The sequence below is a fragment of the Bradyrhizobium sp. LA6.8 genome, from assembly GCF_040547935.1.
GTDB lineage: Bacteria > Pseudomonadota > Alphaproteobacteria > Rhizobiales > Xanthobacteraceae > Bradyrhizobium > Bradyrhizobium barranii.
In genome coordinates, this window is record NZ_JBEPQQ010000005.1 from 553,399 (window position 1) to 569,568 (window position 16,170).

Here is a 16,170-nt window from a genome sequence, read left to right on the forward strand (position 1 = left end):
GCACTGCTGCCGAGTTTGGTCCATTGCAGTGCGGTCAAAAAGGCGGCGGCTGCCGGACCAACCAAGGACGTTCTCGATGAGCAAGAAACAATACCGGATTGCAGTCATTCCCGGCGACGGCATCGGCAAGGAAGTGATGCCAGAGGGCCTGCGCGTTCTGGAGGCGGCGGCGAAGAAGCACGGGGTGTCCCTGCATTTCGACCATTTCGACTTCTCGTCCTGGGACTATTACGAGAAGCACGGCCAGATGATGCCCGACGACTGGAAGGAAAAGATCGGCAAGCATGACGCGATCTATTTCGGCGCCGTCGGCTGGCCGGCCAAGATTCCGGATCACGTCTCGCTGTGGGGGTCGCTGATCAAGTTTCGCCGCGAGTTCGACCAGTATGTGAATTTGCGCCCGGTGCGGCTGATGCCCGGCGTGCCGTCGCCGCTGGCGAACCGCAAGCCCGGCGACATCGATTTCTGGGTGGTGCGCGAGAACACCGAAGGTGAATATTCCTCCGTCGGCGGCCGCATGTTCCCGGACACCGACCGCGAGTTCGTCACGCAGCAGACGGTGATGACCCGCATCGGCGTCGACCGCATCCTGAAATTCGCTTTCGAGCTCGCGCAGTCGCGGCCGAAGAAGCACCTGACCTCGGCGACGAAATCCAATGGCATCTCCATCACCATGCCCTATTGGGACGAGCGCGTGGAGGCGATGGCCAAGAAATTCCCGGGCGTGAAGTGGGACAAGTACCACATCGACATTCTGACCGCGAACTTCGTGCTGCATCCGGACTGGTTCGACGTCGTGGTCGGCTCGAATCTGTTCGGCGACATCCTCTCCGATCTCGGCCCGGCCTGCACCGGCACCATCGGCATCGCGCCATCAGGCAACATCAATCCCGAGGGCGATTTCCCCTCGGTGTTCGAGCCGGTGCACGGCTCGGCGCCCGACATTGCGGGGCAGGGCATCGCCAACCCGATCGGCGCGATCTGGTCCGGCGCGATGATGCTCGAGCACCTCGGCGAGAAGGAAGCCGGCAAGTCGATCGTCGATGCGATCGAGCGCACGCTCGCCGAACGCACGCTGCGCACCAAGGACCTCGGCGGCAACGCCGACACGACCGCCTGCGGCAAGGCGGTTGCGGATATGGTGGATTAAGGCGGCAGATCTTCCCCTCTCCCCTTGTGGGAGAGGGTGGCTCGCCGCGTAGCGGCGAGACGGGTGAGGGGTCTGTCTCCGCAGAGACGGGCCTCTCGTCCGAGAATTTTTTCTTCGCGGATAGAACCCCTCATCCGGCGCTTCGCGCCACCTTCTCCCACAAGACAAGGGGAGAAGGGAAGGGGCAGCGGTGTTTTGGGCGCGCTTTATACGTAAGACTTCCGCGCCGGATCGAAGATCGGCGGATAGTCATTCTCGTCGAGTAGATCGAGAAACGGATCGAGTCCCCTGGACTTGATCAGCCCGAGCTCCTGATGCGAGATCAGGTTCACGGTCAGGATCTCCACGGGATCGCTCGCGATCTCCAGCGCCTCGGCGATCTGCTTATCGGGGCCGATGATCGGTGTGAGAAACAGGAACGTCTGGAAGTCCGTTCCTGCAACCGGCGGACACGGCAGCGCAACGCGATGACCAAAACCGAACCAGGTCGTGTCGATGAACGGCAGATTGGCGAGCCAGCGCAGATTGGCGCAAACCTCCTCTGTCGGCTCCCGGACATACCACATCAGCTCGGCACGTGGCTTTGCGTCGCCATGCACCCCCGGCATTCGCTGTTCGCTCATGCCGTTGGTCAGAAGCACATAACCTTCGTCAGATCCCTCTTCGCACACCGGCACGAAATCGCGGCCAAAGGCGTGGATGTCGATGCGGCGCTCCGCGCTGTCGGTGAAGCTGTGCTCGGGCTCGCCAAGCTCGCTTTCATAGATCGCGAGCCGATGCCGGTAGACGTCGGTTTCGGGTAACGGCTCGCTCGAGCCGGACATGAGCTTTGCAAGACGGGAGAACATGTGAACCTCGGGGGCGGATGTGGACCGGGATATCCGCGTTGTCGTGAGACGACGCGGGCCGGTTCAAATCCGCTCCACGAGTGCGGTGATGCTTCGCTTTAGTCCAGACCTCGTTGCGCGATAGTGCACTTCGCCGGGCTATTCTCAGCGATGCGCTTCGTTCCCGACTACCCCGCGATCTTCTCGATCGCCGCCTGATCCAGTCCGAACTTCGTCCCGGCCTCCAGGATTTCCTGCCACGTGGTCGGGTCGACCGGAATGCCTTCGGCCAGACGCTTCTTCTTGGTCTCGCGCTCGGGATCGCCAGCGATCTTCACCTTGTCGACGCCGGGAGCGGGCGGCGAGCCGGTGTGCCAGGCAACAAAACTCTCGACCTCGCTCGCAAGGTTGTCGCCGGTGCCGAGCTTGTTCGGGTCGATGACGATCGAGAGCATGCCGTTGAGGACGTTGTACTTGCCGTCGGACGGGCCCTTGACCACCTGCCCGCCGGACAGTGCGCCGCCGAGGATTTCGCACACCAGTGCGAGGCCGGAGCCCTTATGCTCGCCGAACGGCAGGATGGCGCCGTGCGGCGGGATCACGGTGTAGCGCGGGTTGGTGGTCGGCTTGCCTTCGTTGTCGATAATGGTGCCGGGCTCGAGTTCGACGCCCTTGTTGTGGGCGACGCGGGTCTTGCCCTGCGCGATCCTGCTGGTGGCGAAGTCGAGCACGATCGGGTCCTTGCCCCTGCGCGGGATGCCGACGCAGAACGGGTTGGTGCCGTGGCGCGCATCGCTGCCGCCCCACGGCGCCACGATCGGGCGCGAGATCACGTTGACGAAGTGGATCGAGACCAGCCCGTGGTCGATGCACTGCTCGGCCCAATGGCCGATGCGGCCGATGTGGTGCGAGTTGGAGAGGCCGACGAGACACACGCCGTTGCGCTTGGCGCGCTCTGCCGCCAGCTCCATCGCTTCATGGCCAATCACCTGGCCATAGCCGGTGAGGCCGTCGAGCGTGAGAAGCGGACCGGTGTCGAGCACGATCTTGACGTGCTGGTTCACGGCGAGGCCGCCCGTGGTGACGCTCTGGACGTAGCGCGGGATCATGCCGACGCCGTGCGAGTCATGTCCTCTAAGATTGGCCTCGACGAGGTTGGTGGCCACGAGCTCGGCTTCGCGGTCCGTAGACCCGCCCGCCTTGACGATGGCACGGACGACGTTGGTGAGCGGCTCTGCCTTGATGGTGCGATAGTCGGCCATTGTTGTTGCTTTTATCCCTTCACGATCCGGCGGCAATGGACCCATGCCGCTTCAATCAGGTTCTCGCTCGCTTCCGGCGTGCGGAAGGCCGAATGCGCCGACAGCGTCACGTTCGGCAGTTTTGTCAGCGGATGATCGCCGGGCAGGGGCTCGATGTTGAAGACGTCGAGGCCGGCATGGCGGATGTGGCCGGACTTCAGCGCGTCGATCATCGCCTGCTCGTCGACGACCGCGGCACGCGCGGTGTTGATCAGGATGACACCGGGCTTCATCGCAGAAATCTTGTCGCGCGTGATCATGCCGCGCGTCTCGTCGTTGAGCAGCAGATGCAGCGACACGACGTCGCTTCTCGCCAACAGCGTGTCGAGATCGGTGAACTCGACGCCCGGATGGCTCTTTGGCGACCGGTTCCAGGCGATCACCTTCATGCCTGAGCCGACCGCAATGCGTGCGACTTCCGCGGCGATGCCGCCGAAGCCGATCAGGCCGAGCGTCTTGCCGGTGAGCTGCATGCCGTCCTCGCGCAGCCAATTGCCGACGCGCATCTCGCGGTCCATCATCGCGATGACGCGGGCGGAGGCCCACATCAGCGCGATCGCGGATTCGGCGACGGCGGTGTCGCCATAGCCCTTGATCAGGTGCACGGAGATGCCGAGCTCGGCGAGCTCTTCCGGATTCATGTAGCTGCGCGCGCCGGTGCCGAGGAACACGACGTGCTTCAGCCCCGCGCATTTCTTCGCGACCTCGGTCGGCAGCGCTGTGTGGTCGACGATGGCGATCTCGGCGCCATCGAGAACTTCAGGATATTGCTCGGGCTTGATGTCGGGATCCCTGTGGATCCGCACCTTGGGGTCGCCGGGCTTCTCCAGCCGCTCCATGATCACGGCGAGGGCTTCGTTGGCGTCGACGAAAACTCCGCGCATGGCTCTCTCCGATCAGGACGCGACGCCGGCGATCGCCAGCACGGTATGCATCAGCACGTTGGTGCCCGCGGCGCAGTCGGGCTGCGTGGCGTCTTCCAGCTCGTTGTGGCTGATGCCGTCCTTGCAGGGCACGAACACCATCGCCGCCGGCATGACGGTGTTTAGGTTGCAGGCATCGTGGCCGGCGCCGGAGGTGATGCGACGGGAGGAATAGCCGAGCGTCTTCGCCGCGTTCTCGACCGCCGCGATCAGCTTGGGATCGAAATGCGTCGGCGGCTTGCGCCAGACCAGGTCGATCTTGACCTCGACCTTGCGGCGCGTGGCGATCTCGGCAATGGCGGCGCGCAAATCGCGATCAAGCGCGTCCATGATGGCGCCATCCGCGCTGCGGCAATCCATGGTGAAGGCGATCTCGCCGGGAATGACGTTGCGCGAGGGATTTGCGATCACGGCCTCGCCGATGGTGCCGACCGCCTTGGGCCCATGCTTCTTGGCAATGGCCTCCATCGCCAGCACGATTTCGGAGAGCGTCGCGAGCGCATCGCGCCGCAGCGGCATCGGCGTCGATCCGGCATGGCTCTCGAAGCCGGAAATCTTGCCGTCGTACCAGAGCACGCCCTGGCCGGAATCGACCACGCCGATGGTCTTGCCTTCGGCCTCGAGGATCGGACCCTGCTCGATGTGCAGCTCGACGAAGCAGCCGAGCTTCTGGAAGCCGACCGGCTTGTCGCCGCGATAGCCGATGCTGTCGAGCGCCTGGCTGACGGTCGTGCCGTCGATATCCTTACGCGACAGGATGTCATCGGTGGTGAAATCGCCGACGTAAGCGGCGGAGGCCATCATCGCCGGTGCGAAGCGCGAGCCTTCCTCGTTGGTCCAGTTGACGACGCAGATCGGCGCTTCGGTTTCGATGCCTGCGTCGTTCAGCGTGCGGATCACTTCCAGCGCGCCGAGCGTCCCCAGAATGCCGTCATACTTGCCACCGGTCGGCTGGGTGTCGAGATGCGAGCCGATGCCGACGGGCAGCTTCGACATGTCACGGCCCTTGCGCAGGCCGAACTGTGAGCCGAGCGCATCGGTGTGCACCTCGAGGCCGGCGTCCTCGCAAGCCTTGCGGAACCAGTCGCGCACCTGCTTGTCTTCGCTGCTTAGCGTCAGCCGCCGCACACCGCCCTTGGCCGTTCCGCCGAACTGGGCGGTCTCGTGGATGGAGCCCCAGAGGCGGGCGGAATCGATTTGCAGATTGGTGGCGGCTCGGCTCATGCGGTCGGTCTCTCGGTTGTCCGGCGCTTTTTCAATGACGCGCCGGCGCGGACTCGTCAACCGCGAGGCTGCTCTGCGCAATCTGCCGTGCGAGCTCGGCGACGCGCTCCACCGCGACGACGTCGGGCGAGGCGAGCCAGCTCGCCGTGAATGTCAGCGGCGCTATGGCGAGATCGGTTTCGAGCAGTTGCAACCGCCCGTCGGCGAGCTCGTTCTCGACGATGGCGTCGGGGATCACGGCGATGCCGAGCCCTTCGACCGCCATATGGATGACCGTTGCCAGCGATGCGGACGCATGCAGCCGGATCGGCGGCAGCTCCGGCCGGTCGAAGACTTCGCGCACGACCTCGTAGGGCCTGGTCTTGCGCGGGAAGGTGATGATCGGAAACCGCGCGAGGTCGGCGCGCGTCACCGGGCCGTCGCCGAGCCCGAGCGAGGGGCTTGCGAGAAAGCCGATCGGATAATCCGCGAGCACGCGATTGTGGACGCCCGAGGCCGACAGCGGCCCCACCACGAAGGCAAGCTCGATCTCCTGCGCGAGCAGGCGCGCAGTGAGGTTCGGCGTGATGTCGACCTCGATCTCCAGCGACAGGTTCGGATAGACTTCGTTCATGCTCTTGACGAGCCGCGGCAGCCAGGTGTGCACGATGGTCTCGGCGACGCCGAGGCGCATCACGCCGCGCATCGCCGAGCGGTCGCCGATCTCGGCGATCATCGCCGCCCTCAGGCCGATCAGCTTCTCAGCATAGACCATCATCTGCCGGCCGCTCGGCGTCGGCGAAGCAACGCGATGATCGCGGTTGAGGAGCTTCACGCCCATCTCGCGCTCGAGCTGGGCGATGCGCTGGGAGATCGCCGGCTGGGTCGTATTGAGCCGTGCTGCGGCGCCGCGAAAGCTGCCGAGCTTCACAACCCAGAGGAAGGTTTCGATCGACCTGAAGTCCAGCATGAGAAGGATTTTCCCGATCGATAAATCTAATTTATCAAGATCGATTAGAAAGGAAGATTAGACTTTATAGCATGCTTGGTGTTGGCTGTCTTTGTCGAGTTTATAGGCAGGTCGATCAAATGACTGTTTTGGTGGCAGCGCAGCAAACTGAAACGCCCGACACGCTCCCGAGCCGCCAGGCGCGGCTCGCCTATCGCGGCGGCCAGGTCGGATCTACTGCCGGCGTCGCCCCCGGCTTCGTCCAGGGCAATCTGGCGATCCTGCCGGCCGAATACGCCAGCGCCTTTCACCGCTTCTGCCAGCTCAATCCGAAACCGTGCCCGATCATCGGCATGTCCGACGTCGGCAGCCCGCACATCCCCGCACTCGGCGCCGATCTCGACATCCGCACCGACGTGCCGCGCTATCGCATCTGGCGCGACGGCGAGGTGGTCGACGAGCCGACCGACGTGACCAAGCATTGGCGCGACGATCTCGTGACCTTCGTGCTCGGCTGCTCGTTCTCGTTCGAAGAGGCGTTGCTCGACGAGGGCATGCCGATCCGCCACATCGAGCAGAACGTGCGCGTGCCGATGTACCGCACCAACATCGCTTGCGGCGAGGCCGGTCCGTTCGCCGGTCCCATGGTGGTGTCGATGCGTCCGTTCAAGCCGGCCGATGCGATCCGCGCGGTGCAGATCACCTCGCGTTATCCCGCCGTGCACGGTGCACCCGTGCATCTCGGGCATCCGCATTTGATCGGCATCAAGGATCTCGCCAAGCCGGACTACGGCGATCCCGTGCCCGTCGCCGACGACGAGATCCCGGTGTTCTGGGCCTGCGGCGTGACGCCGCAATCGGTGATCAACGCCGCCAGGCTGCCGTTCGCGATCACGCATTCGCCCGGCCTGATGCTGGTGACGGATCTGAAGAACCGGAACATGGCCGTGATTTAGTAGGCAGCGTTTGCTGCTTCTTCGGGCTTTACCGCATCCATCAATCGCTCCATTCGATCAGTCGAAATTTAGTAACAGGGGACTTTGCCATGACGATCTCTCGCCGCGACGTGCTGCTTGGCGCCACAGCCACTGCCGCGCTGGTGCCGCTCGCTGCACGCGCCCAGACCTCCGAGGTCGTGATCGGCGTGATCTATCCGTTCTCCGGCGGCAGCGCACAGCAGGGCGTCGACGCGCAGAAGGCCTATGAGACCGCGCTCGAGGTCATCAACAAGGACACCGATTTCGAACTGCCGCTGGCCAAGGGCGAGGGTCTGCCGGGCCTCGGCGGCGCAAAAGTCCGCCTCGTGTTCGCCGACCACCAGGCCGATCCGCAAAAGGGCCGCGCCGAGGCCGAGCGCCTGATCACGCAGGAGAAGGTCTCCGCGATCATCGGCACTTATCAAAGCGCGGTCGCCGTCACCGTCAGCCAGATCTGCGAACGCTACCAGATCCCGTTCGTCTCCGCCGACAACTCCTCGCCGAGCCTGCATCGCCGCGGCCTCAAATATTACTTCCGCGCCGCCCCGCATGACGAGATGTACTCGGCTGCGATGTTCGACTTCTTCGATGCCTTGAAGAAGAAGGGCACCAAGATCGAGACGCTGTCGCTGTTCCACGAGGATACCATCTTCGGTACCGATTCCGGCAACGCCCAGGCCAAGATCGCCGGCGAGCGCGGCTACAAGATCGTCACCGACATCAAGTATCGCGCCAACTCGCCCTCACTCTCGGCCGAGGTGCAGCAGCTCAAGAGCGCCAATGCCGACGTGCTGATGCCGTCGAGCTACACCACGGACGGCATCCTGCTGGTCAAGACCATGGCCGAGCTGGGCTACAAGCCGAACGCGATCGTGGCGCAGGACGCCGGCTTCTCGGAGAAGGCGCTCTATGATGCCGTCGGCGACAAGCTCGAAGGCGTGATCTCGCGCGGCACCTTCTCGCTCGATCTCGCGCAGAAGCGTCCCATGGTCGGCAAGATCAACGAGATGTTCAAGGCGCGCTCGGGCAAGGACTTCAACGACCTGACCTCGCGCCAGTTCATGGGCCTGATCATCCTGGCCGACGCCATCAACCGCGCCAAATCGGCCGACGGCGAGAAGATCCGCGATGCACTGGCTGCGACCGACATCCCGGGTGAGCAGACCATCATGCCCTGGAAGCGCGTCAAGTTCGACGAGGCCGGCCAGAACAACGACGCCGACCCGGTGCTGCTGCAATATGTCGGCGGCAAGTTCGTCACCATCTTCCCGCCGCAGGCCGCGATCGCGGAAGCGATCTGGCCGATGAAGTAAGATTGGGAAGCGGGAGCTCGGACGTAGCTCCCGCCCTCATCCTGAGGAGCGGGCGTAGCCCGCGTCTCGAAGGGCGAGGGCTGGGCCATCCTTCGAGACGCGCGCTGGTGCGCGCTCCTCAGGATGAGGATCTATTTCGGGGGACGACTTTTGACAGCTCAAGCCATTATCCAGAGTCTCGCGAGCGGCCTTCTGATGGGCCTGCTCTACGGACTGATCGCGGTCGGCCTCGCGCTGATTTTCGGCCTGATGGACGTCACGAACTTCGCCCATGGCGAATTCCTGATGCTCGCGATGTACCTGTCCTTCTTTCTGTTCGCGTTCTTCGCGATCGATCCCCTGCTGTCGGCCCCATTGGTCGCCGCGGCGATGTTCGTGTTCGGAGCGGTGGTCTATCTACTCCTTGTACGCTTCGCCATGCGGGCCAAGGCCAATGCCGGCATGGTGCAGATCTTCACGACTTTCGGCCTTGCGATCGTGATGCGCGGCCTCGCGCAGTACTTCTTCACGCCGGACTATCGCAGCATTCCACAGTCCTGGCTCGGCGGTAAAACCATCTCGGTCGCCGGCGTCTTCCTGCCCGAGCCGCAGCTCATCGGTGCGCTGGTCTCGATCGCGGCCTTCGCCGGGCTCTACCTCTTCATCCACCGCACCGACTTCGGCCGCGCGCTGGAAGCCACCCGCGAGGATCCCGGCGCCGTCGCGCTCGTTGGCATCGACAAGAACCGCGTGTTCGCGTTCGGCTGGGGCCTCGGCGCCGCGCTGGTCGGTCTCGCCGGTGCGATCATGGCGGTGTTCTTCTACATCTATCCCGATGTCGGCGCGTCGTTCGCGCTGATCGCCTACGTGACCGTGGCGCTCGGCGGCTTCGGCAGCGTGTTCGGCGCCTTCGCCGGCGGCATCATTGTCGGCCTGGTCGAAGCTGTGACCGCGCTGGTGTTGCCGCCATCGCTGAAGTCCGTCGGCATCTATGCCGTCTATCTCCTCGTCGTCTTCATCCGGCCGCGCGGCCTGTTCGGGTCGATGTGATGGACAAGGCTTTTGCAGCGCGGCGCCGCCGCGACCTCATCATCGCCGCAGTGCTGGCCGGGCTCGCAGCGCTGGCTCCGCTGTTGATCAAGGATGTTTACGTCCAGAACATCCTGATCCTGACCCTGATGTATGCGGCGCTGTCGCAGAGCTGGAACATCCTGTCCGGCTATTGCGGGCAGATCTCGCTGGGGCACGCGCTCTATTTCGGCATCGGCGCCTACACCACCGAGCTGCTGTTCACCAAGTTCGGCGTGCTGCCCTGGTTCGGCATGCTCGCCGGCGGCGTGATTGCGGCGATCATCGCGATGGGGCTCGGCTATCCCTTCTTCCGCCTGCGCGGCCATTACTTCGTGATCGCGACCATCGTCATCGCCGAGATCGGACTGCTCTTGTTCCAGAACTGGGAATGGGCGGGGGCTGCGATGGGAATCACCGTTCCCGTGCGCGGCGACAGCTGGCTGAAATTCCAGTTCATGCGCAGCAAGCTGCCGTACTTCTATTTCGCGCTGGTGCTGTGCAGCCTCGCCTGGTTCGTCACCTGGTGGCTGGAGGACTCCAAATGGGGCTTCTGGTGGCGCGCGGTGAAGGACAATCCGGAAGCGGCCGAGAGCCTCGGCGTCGTCGTGTTCAACTCCAAGATGGGCGCGGCCGCGGTCTCCGCCTTCCTCGTCGCCATCGGCGGTGCCTTCTATGCGCAGTTTCTCGCCTATATCGACCCTGAAAGCGTGATGGGCTTCCAGTTCTCGCTGCTGATGGCGCTGCCGGCCGTGCTCGGCGGCATCGGCACCCTCTGGGGGCCTGTGCTTGGGGCTGCCATCCTGATCCCGATGACGGAGCTGACGCGCTCTTATATCGGCGGCTCAGGCCGTGGCGTTGACCTCATCGTCTACGGCGCCCTGATCGTCGCGATCTCGCTGGCCCTGCCGCGCGGCTTGGTGAGCCTGTTCTCCCGTTCGAAAGCAAGAGGAGCCACGCGATGACTGCGCTCCTTGAAACCCGCGGCGTCTGGCAGCGGTTCGGCGGCCTCGTCGCCAACAGCGATGTCTCGATCTCGGTCGGCCGCGGCGAGATCGTCGGTCTGATCGGGCCGAACGGTGCCGGCAAGTCGACGCTGTTCAATCTCATCGCCGGCGTCCTGCCGCCGACGCAAGGGTCGATCTGGTTCGACGGCGAGGATGTCACCAACATGCCGGCGGCCGAGCGCTGCCAGCGTGGCGTCGGGCGCACCTTCCAGGTGGTCAAGAGCTTTGAGACCATGACTGTTATCGACAACGTCATCGTCGGTGCTCTCGTCCGCAACACCGTGATGCGCGAGGCACGCCGCAAGGCGCATGAGGTGCTCGAATTCACCGGCCTTGCCGCGCGCGCCGACGTGCTCGCGAGCGACCTCGTGCCGGCCGAGAAACGCCGCCTCGAAGTCGCCCGTGCGCTGGCGACCGAACCAAAGCTGCTGCTGCTGGACGAAGTTCTCACCGGCCTGACGCCGACCGAGGCGCAGACCGGCGTCGCGCTGGTGCGCAAGGTGCGCGATGCCGGCATCACCGTTTTGATGGTCGAGCATGTCATGGAGATCGTGATGCCGCTGGTCGACCGCGCCATCGTGCTCGACCTCGGCAAGGTGCTGGTCGAGGGTAAGCCTTCCGACGTCGTCCGCGATCCCAAGGTGATCAGCGCATATCTGGGAGATCGTCATGCTGTCGGTGCATGAAGTCACGACCGCCTATCAGGGTCTGGTCGCGATCTCGGCGGTCTCGATCGAGGTCCAGAAGGGCGAGATCGTCTGCGTCGCTGGCGCCAACGGCGCGGGCAAGTCGACGCTGCTCAAATCCATCGCCGGCGCCGAGCGTCCGCGTTCGGGCACGGTGACGTTCGACGGCAAGCGTCTCGACGGCATGGCGCAGCATCACATCACCGCCACCGGCATCGCCTATGTGCCGGAGAACCGCCGCCTTTTCCCGCGCCTGTCGGTGCGCGACAATCTGCGCCTCGGCAGTTATCTCTATCGCGGTGAGGCGGATCGTGAAGGGCCGCTCGACCTCGTCTTCACGCTGTTCCCGCGTCTCCAGGAACGTTTGGAGCAGCGCGCCGAGACGCTGTCCGGCGGCGAGCAGCAGATGCTCGCCATCGGCCGCGCGCTGATGACGCGCCCGCGGCTGTTGATGCTGGACGAGCCCTCGCAAGGCATCATGCCGAAGCTGGTCGACGAAATCTTCCAGGCGGTACTGCGCATCCGCGACGCCGGCATGACCGTGCTGATCGTCGAGCAGCGCATGGCCGAGTGCCTCGAAATTGCCGACCGCGCCTACATCCTGCAAACCGGCCGTGTGCTGATGCAGGGCCCGGCAGCCGAGATCAGGGGCAATCCCGATGTACGCAAGGCGTATCTGGGGCTGTAGTCACAAGCTGCTGTGCACGCGGGTTCTACACGATCGGTGTCATCGCCCGCGAAGGCGGGCGATCCAGTATTCCAGAGACATTAGTTGGCTACGGAGAAGCCGCGGCGTACTGGATTCCCCGCCTTCGCGGGGAATGACAGCGGTGAGTGAGGCCGCGCCATCGCGCTCGTCACGAGACGGTGGCGCTAATGCTCGTGCCCGTGCTCCGGCAGCGTCACCCCGAACACCTTCACCAGATCCTTCACCTGCTCCGGCGACAGATACCGCGGGTTCATCCCGCGCAGCAGCAGGTACAGCTTCGCCGTCTCCTCCAGCTCCTCCGTCGCGAACACCGCGGCCTCCAGCGTGTCGCCGGCGACGACAGGGCCGTGATTGGCGAGCAGCACGGATGAATATTTGCCCGCCAATCCCTTGATCGCATCCGCAACCGCGGGATCGCCGGGGCGGTAATAGGGCACAAGCGCAGTGGCGCCGCATTTCATCAGATAATAAGCCGTCATCGGCGGCAGCGCGGCGCGCGGGTCGATCTCGGGCAGCATCGAGAGCGCGACCGAATGGGTGGAGTGCAGATGCACGATCGCCCGCGCGCTTTCGCGCGTATCGTAGAGCGCGTTGTGCAGCGGAACTTCCTTGGTCGGCGCATCGCCCGAGAGGAGGCGCCCCCGTGCGTCCAGCCGCGACAGTCGCGCCGGGTCGAGGAAACCGAGCGAGGCGTTGGTGGGGGTGACGAGCCAACCCCCATCGTGCATCTTGACGCTGATATTGCCGGAAGAGCCCGGTGTCAGGCCGCGCTCGAACAAGGACCGTCCGAAGCGGCAGATATCCTCACGCAGCCGGGTCTCGTTGCTCATAGCCGTCATGCCCGCTTGTCTCACGCTTTGGCAGCGCGGCCAAGCCGTGTTATTCGGATCAGTGAGCCGCCGCAAAGGGCGGCCGTCCAGGAAACGTTCGCAAGGGTCAGTTGCATGTCCGCCTCCACGTCACAAAATCAGCGTATCGCGGTCATCGGGCTCGGCTCGATGGGGTTCGGCATGGCGACCTCGCTGAAGCGCGCCGGTCATGTTGTGACCGGCTGCGATGTCTCGGCTGACGCGGTGGCGCGTTTCGTGAAGGACGGCGGCACAGGCGCCAGCACGCCGGCGGAAGCGGCCAAGGGCGCCGACATCGTCGTCAGCGTCGTCGTCAATGCCGCGCAGACCGAGACCATCCTGTTCGGCAAGGATGGCGCCGCCGAGACCCTGCCGAAGGACAGCGTCTTCCTGTCCTCCGCCACCATGGACCCGGATGTGGCCCGTCGCCTCGCAAAGCAGTTGGAGGCGACCGGCCGTCACTATCTGGATGCGCCGATCTCCGGCGGCGCGCAGCGCGCGGCCCAAGGCGAGCTGACGATCCTTGCCTCCGGCAGTCCCGCTGCCTTTGCAAAGGCACGGCCGGCGCTCGATGCCATGGCGGCAAAACTCTACGAGCTCGGCGATGCCGCGGGGCAGGGCGCCGCCTTCAAGATGATCAACCAGTTGCTCGCCGGTGTGCATATCGCCGCCGCCAGCGAAGCGATGGCGTTCGCCGCCAAGCAGGGCCTCGACATCCGCAAGGTCTATGAGGTGATCACGGCCTCCGCGGGCAATTCCTGGATGTTCGAGAACCGGATGCCGCACGTGCTCGACGGCGATTATACGCCGCGCAGCGCGGTCGAGATCTTCGTCAAGGACCTCGGCATCATCCAGGACATGGCGCGCAGCGCCCGCTTCCCGGTGCCGGTCTCGGCCGCCGCTCTCCAGATGTTCCTGATGACGTCAGCCGCCGGCATGGGCCGCGACGACGACGCCTCGGTCGCGCGCATGTATGCGCAGGTCACCGGCGTGAAGCTGCCCGGCGACAAGTAAGCAAGAGGATCTTCCAATGCCCCGTTTCGCCGCCAATCTCACGATGATGTTCACCGAGGTGCCGTTCCTCGACCGTTTCGACGCCGCCGCGCAAGCGGGCTTCACCGCGGTCGAATTCCTCTTTCCCTACGAGCATCCGGCCGAAGTGGTTGGCGAGCGGCTCAAGCGCAACGGTTTGACGCAGGCGCTGTTCAACCTGCCGCCGGGCGACTGGAACGCCGGCGAGAAGGGCTTTGCTGCTCTTCCCCAGCGCTTCTCCGATCTCAAGGCGAGCCTGGAGACCGCGTTGCCTTACGCCAAGGCGACCGGCGTCAAGCGGCTGCACTTGATGGCCGGCATTGCCAACCGCGGCGAGCGCGTCGCGATCGAGGCGTTCTACAAATCGGTGGCGTGGGCTGCGGAGTTCTTCGCTCCGCACGGCATTGATATCGTGCTCGAGCCGATCAATGCGCGCAACGTGCCCGGCTACTTCCTCAACGATTTCGGCTTCGCGCGCGACCTGATCCAGGAGCTGAGACTGGCGAACCTGAAGCTCCAGTTCGACATCTATCACTGCCAGATCATCCACGGCGACGTCACGATGCGCCTGCGCGAGATGATGCCGATCATCGGCCACATCCAGATCGCCAGCGTCCCCTCGCGCAACGAGCCCGACGGCGAGGAGCTGAACTATCCGTTCCTGTTCACCGAACTCGACCGGCTCGGCTATACCGGCTTCGTCGGCTGCGAATACAATCCGCGCGGCAAGACCACCGATGGCCTCGCCTGGTTCAAGCCTTATGCGGGAGTGAAGCCGTGACGCTCGCACTGGGTTGCATCGCCGACGACTACACCGGCGCCTCCGATCTCGCCAACACGCTGACGCGCGCGGGCCTGCGTACCGTGCAGACCATCGGCGTGCCCGCGGACGATCTCGCGCTGCCCGAGGTCGACGCCGTCGTGGTGTCGCTGAAGAGCCGCTCGATCGAGGCAGGCCTTGCCGTGTCGCGTTCGCGCGCGGCGGAGAAATGGCTGCGTGGTCGCGGGGCGCGCCATGTGCTGTTCAAGATCTGCTCGACCTTCGATTCCACCGATGCGGGCAATATCGGCCCGGTGATGGACGCGCTGCGCGCCGATAGCGGCGAGGCCGTCGTGCTGGTGACGCCGGCCTTCCCGGAGACCGGTCGCACGGTCTACCAGGGCAATCTGTTCGTCGGCGCCGTGCCGCTGAACGAGAGCCCGCTCAAGGACCATCCGCTCAACCCGATGCGCGATTCCAACCTGGTGCGCGTGCTGGCACGCCAGAGCAAGACGCAGGTCGGCCTGGTCGACCTCGCGACCGTCACCCGCGGCGCGGAGGCCGTGCGGGCTCGGCTTGCCGAATTGTCAGGCAAGGGCACCGGTGCCGCGATTATCGATGCCGTGTTCGACCGCGACCTCGAGACCATCGGCCTCGTCGCTGCCCAGCATCGGCTGTCGGTCGGCGCCTCCGGCATCGGCCTCGGACTGGCGCGGGCTCTGGTCTCGACGAGCAAGGTCAAGTCGGCCGCTGGCAGCGGCGGGGCGGATGCCGCCGTCGGCGGGCCGGCGGCCTGCCTCGCCGGAAGCTGCTCGCAGGCGACGCTTCAGCAGATCGCCAATGCCGAACGCGTCATGGCGGTGCTCCATCTCGATCAGGACCGTATTCTTACGGGAGCGGACGAAGTGCAGCGCGCGATCGCCTGGGCCAGGCCGCGTTTAGCCGACGGTCCGGTCCTGATCGCGTCGAGCGCGACACCGGATCAGGTCGCCGCCTTGCAGGCGCGCCACGGCCGCGATGCGGCCGGTCACGCCATCGAGCAGGCGATGGCCGACATTGCGGAAAACCTAGTCAAATCAGGCGTCAGGCGGCTGGTCGTGGCTGGCGGCGAGACCTCCGGCGCCGTCGTCGATCGCCTCGGGATTCCCGGCTTCCTGGTCGGTGCGGAGATCGCTGCGGGCGTCCCGGTGCTGCGCGCCGTCGGCGCTGAAGCAGGCGATATGTTGCTCGCGCTGAAGTCCGGAAATTTCGGCGGGCCGGAATTCTTCGCGGACGCGCTTGGGCTCATGCGCTGAGCGCAGGGCGTTCTTAGCTGCCTGTTCATTTCTTTCAGGCTCCGTACTCGAACGGAGTCGTAGTTAACATCTGCTCAGTCGCTCTGTTGTCTGATGTCGGCGTCGCTCCTTTTGGTTGATTCTTAGGACCTCCCGGACGCGCG

16 protein-coding genes are annotated in these 16,170 nt (G+C 64.8%); 10 read left to right on the plus strand and 6 right to left on the minus strand.

All coding sequences use genetic code 11. From position 1 onward, the window contains the following. Positions 1-76: 76 nt before the first annotated feature. Entirely contained in the window at positions 77-1,150 is a 1,074-nt protein-coding gene (locus ABIA90_RS26335; protein WP_063984708.1) for a tartrate dehydrogenase, read from the plus strand. 206 nt (positions 1,151-1,356) lie between these two features. Here ABIA90_RS26335 and ABIA90_RS26340 read toward each other — a convergent pair whose 3' ends face one another. The 5 genes from ABIA90_RS26340 to ABIA90_RS26360 all read right to left on the minus strand — a co-directional run bounded on the left by ABIA90_RS26340 (position 1,357) and on the right by ABIA90_RS26360 (position 6,374). Continuing rightward, positions 1,357-1,998 carry a suppressor of fused domain protein gene (locus ABIA90_RS26340; RefSeq protein WP_354119596.1) on the minus strand — a complete coding sequence of 214 codons (642 nt, stop codon included), beginning with the start codon at positions 1,996-1,998 and terminating at the stop codon, positions 1,357-1,359. Between the two features lie 167 nt (positions 1,999-2,165). After that, a complete protein-coding gene (locus ABIA90_RS26345; RefSeq protein WP_354119595.1) occupies positions 2,166-3,239 on the minus strand; it encodes a malate/lactate/ureidoglycolate dehydrogenase in 1,074 nt (357 codons plus the stop codon). Between the two features lie 11 nt (positions 3,240-3,250). After that, positions 3,251-4,162 carry an NAD(P)-dependent oxidoreductase gene (locus ABIA90_RS26350; protein WP_354119594.1) on the minus strand — a complete coding sequence of 304 codons (912 nt, stop codon included), beginning with the start codon at positions 4,160-4,162 and terminating at the stop codon, positions 3,251-3,253. 12 nt (positions 4,163-4,174) lie between these two features. Beyond that, complete coding sequence (locus ABIA90_RS26355) at positions 4,175-5,425, minus strand: Zn-dependent hydrolase (protein WP_354119593.1); 1,251 nt, start codon at positions 5,423-5,425, stop codon at positions 4,175-4,177. A 31-nt stretch (positions 5,426-5,456) separates the two neighbouring features. Continuing rightward, positions 5,457-6,374: a LysR family transcriptional regulator gene (locus tag ABIA90_RS26360; RefSeq protein WP_071915762.1), complete on the minus strand. Its 918-nt coding sequence runs from the start codon at positions 6,372-6,374 to the stop codon at positions 5,457-5,459. 119 nt (positions 6,375-6,493) lie between these two features. Between ABIA90_RS26360 and ABIA90_RS26365 the strand changes: the two genes are divergently transcribed. From ABIA90_RS26365 to ABIA90_RS26390, 6 genes are all read left to right on the plus strand, one after another. Further along, the gene (locus ABIA90_RS26365; RefSeq protein WP_071915761.1) at positions 6,494-7,309 is read left to right on the plus strand and encodes a putative hydro-lyase; all 816 of its coding nucleotides are present in this window, start codon (positions 6,494-6,496) and stop codon (positions 7,307-7,309) included. An 89-nt stretch (positions 7,310-7,398) separates the two neighbouring features. Further along, positions 7,399-8,643 (plus strand): ABC transporter substrate-binding protein, encoded by a 1,245-nt coding sequence (locus tag ABIA90_RS26370; protein WP_354119592.1) that lies wholly within the window; start codon positions 7,399-7,401, stop codon positions 8,641-8,643. Between the two features lie 150 nt (positions 8,644-8,793). Then, the gene (locus tag ABIA90_RS26375; RefSeq protein WP_354119591.1) at positions 8,794-9,672 is read left to right on the plus strand and encodes a branched-chain amino acid ABC transporter permease; all 879 of its coding nucleotides are present in this window, start codon (positions 8,794-8,796) and stop codon (positions 9,670-9,672) included. After that, on the plus strand, positions 9,672-10,655 hold the full coding sequence (locus ABIA90_RS26380) for a branched-chain amino acid ABC transporter permease (protein ID WP_063984699.1): 984 nt from the start codon (positions 9,672-9,674) through the stop codon (positions 10,653-10,655). Before ABIA90_RS26375 ends, ABIA90_RS26380 begins: the two co-directional genes overlap by 1 nt. Further along, entirely contained in the window at positions 10,652-11,383 is a 732-nt protein-coding gene (locus ABIA90_RS26385; protein ID WP_028146884.1) for an ABC transporter ATP-binding protein, read from the plus strand. The genes ABIA90_RS26380 and ABIA90_RS26385 overlap by 4 nt, the downstream gene beginning before the upstream one ends. Continuing rightward, positions 11,367-12,071, plus strand: coding sequence for an ABC transporter ATP-binding protein (locus ABIA90_RS26390; protein WP_354119590.1), 705 nt, complete (start codon positions 11,367-11,369; stop codon positions 12,069-12,071). The genes ABIA90_RS26385 and ABIA90_RS26390 overlap by 17 nt, the downstream gene beginning before the upstream one ends. Positions 12,072-12,256: 185 nt before the next feature. On the opposite strand, the gene otnC is transcribed toward ABIA90_RS26390, so the two are convergent. Then, a complete protein-coding gene (gene otnC, locus ABIA90_RS26395) occupies positions 12,257-12,931 on the minus strand; it encodes a 3-oxo-tetronate 4-phosphate decarboxylase (protein ID WP_354119589.1) in 675 nt (224 codons plus the stop codon). Positions 12,932-13,036: 105 nt separating this feature from the next. Here otnC and ltnD point away from each other — a divergent pair, with 105 nt between their 5' ends. Genes ltnD through otnK form a run of 3 tightly spaced genes read left to right on the plus strand, consistent with a single transcriptional unit; the run spans position 13,037 to position 16,027 of the window. After that, on the plus strand, positions 13,037-13,954 hold the full coding sequence (gene ltnD, locus ABIA90_RS26400) for an L-threonate dehydrogenase (RefSeq protein WP_071915756.1): 918 nt from the start codon (positions 13,037-13,039) through the stop codon (positions 13,952-13,954). Between the two features lie 16 nt (positions 13,955-13,970). After that, the gene (otnI, locus tag ABIA90_RS26405; protein WP_354119588.1) at positions 13,971-14,753 is read left to right on the plus strand and encodes a 2-oxo-tetronate isomerase; all 783 of its coding nucleotides are present in this window, start codon (positions 13,971-13,973) and stop codon (positions 14,751-14,753) included. Beyond that, a complete protein-coding gene (gene otnK, locus ABIA90_RS26410; protein WP_354119587.1) occupies positions 14,750-16,027 on the plus strand; it encodes a 3-oxo-tetronate kinase in 1,278 nt (425 codons plus the stop codon). The genes otnI and otnK overlap by 4 nt, the downstream gene beginning before the upstream one ends. The last annotated feature ends 143 nt before the right edge of the window (positions 16,028-16,170 follow it).

Excerpts from the sequence above, each read along its gene's own strand:
- ABIA90_RS26350 (WP_354119594.1), bottom strand. The coding sequence starts at position 4,162 with ATGCGCGGAGTTTTCGTCGACGCCAACGAAGCCCTCGCCGTGATCATG.
- ABIA90_RS26340 (WP_354119596.1), bottom strand. The coding sequence starts at position 1,998 with ATGTTCTCCCGTCTTGCAAAGCTCATGTCCGGCTCGAGCGAGCCGTTA.
- otnI (WP_354119588.1), top strand. The coding sequence starts at position 13,971 with ATGCCCCGTTTCGCCGCCAATCTCACGATGATGTTCACCGAGGTGCCG.
- ABIA90_RS26345 (WP_354119595.1), bottom strand. The coding sequence starts at position 3,239 with ATGGCCGACTATCGCACCATCAAGGCAGAGCCGCTCACCAACGTCGTC.
- ABIA90_RS26335 (WP_063984708.1), top strand. The coding sequence starts at position 77 with ATGAGCAAGAAACAATACCGGATTGCAGTCATTCCCGGCGACGGCATC.
- ABIA90_RS26370 (WP_354119592.1), top strand. The coding sequence starts at position 7,399 with ATGACGATCTCTCGCCGCGACGTGCTGCTTGGCGCCACAGCCACTGCC.
- ABIA90_RS26390 (WP_354119590.1), top strand. The coding sequence starts at position 11,367 with ATGCTGTCGGTGCATGAAGTCACGACCGCCTATCAGGGTCTGGTCGCG.
- ABIA90_RS26380 (WP_063984699.1), top strand. The coding sequence starts at position 9,672 with ATGGACAAGGCTTTTGCAGCGCGGCGCCGCCGCGACCTCATCATCGCC.
- ABIA90_RS26355 (WP_354119593.1), bottom strand. The coding sequence starts at position 5,425 with ATGAGCCGAGCCGCCACCAATCTGCAAATCGATTCCGCCCGCCTCTGG.
- otnC (WP_354119589.1), bottom strand. The coding sequence starts at position 12,931 with ATGACGGCTATGAGCAACGAGACCCGGCTGCGTGAGGATATCTGCCGC.
- ABIA90_RS26365 (WP_071915761.1), top strand. The coding sequence starts at position 6,494 with ATGACTGTTTTGGTGGCAGCGCAGCAAACTGAAACGCCCGACACGCTC.
- ltnD (WP_071915756.1), top strand. The coding sequence starts at position 13,037 with ATGTCCGCCTCCACGTCACAAAATCAGCGTATCGCGGTCATCGGGCTC.
- ABIA90_RS26385 (WP_028146884.1), top strand. The coding sequence starts at position 10,652 with ATGACTGCGCTCCTTGAAACCCGCGGCGTCTGGCAGCGGTTCGGCGGC.
- ABIA90_RS26360 (WP_071915762.1), bottom strand. The coding sequence starts at position 6,374 with ATGCTGGACTTCAGGTCGATCGAAACCTTCCTCTGGGTTGTGAAGCTC.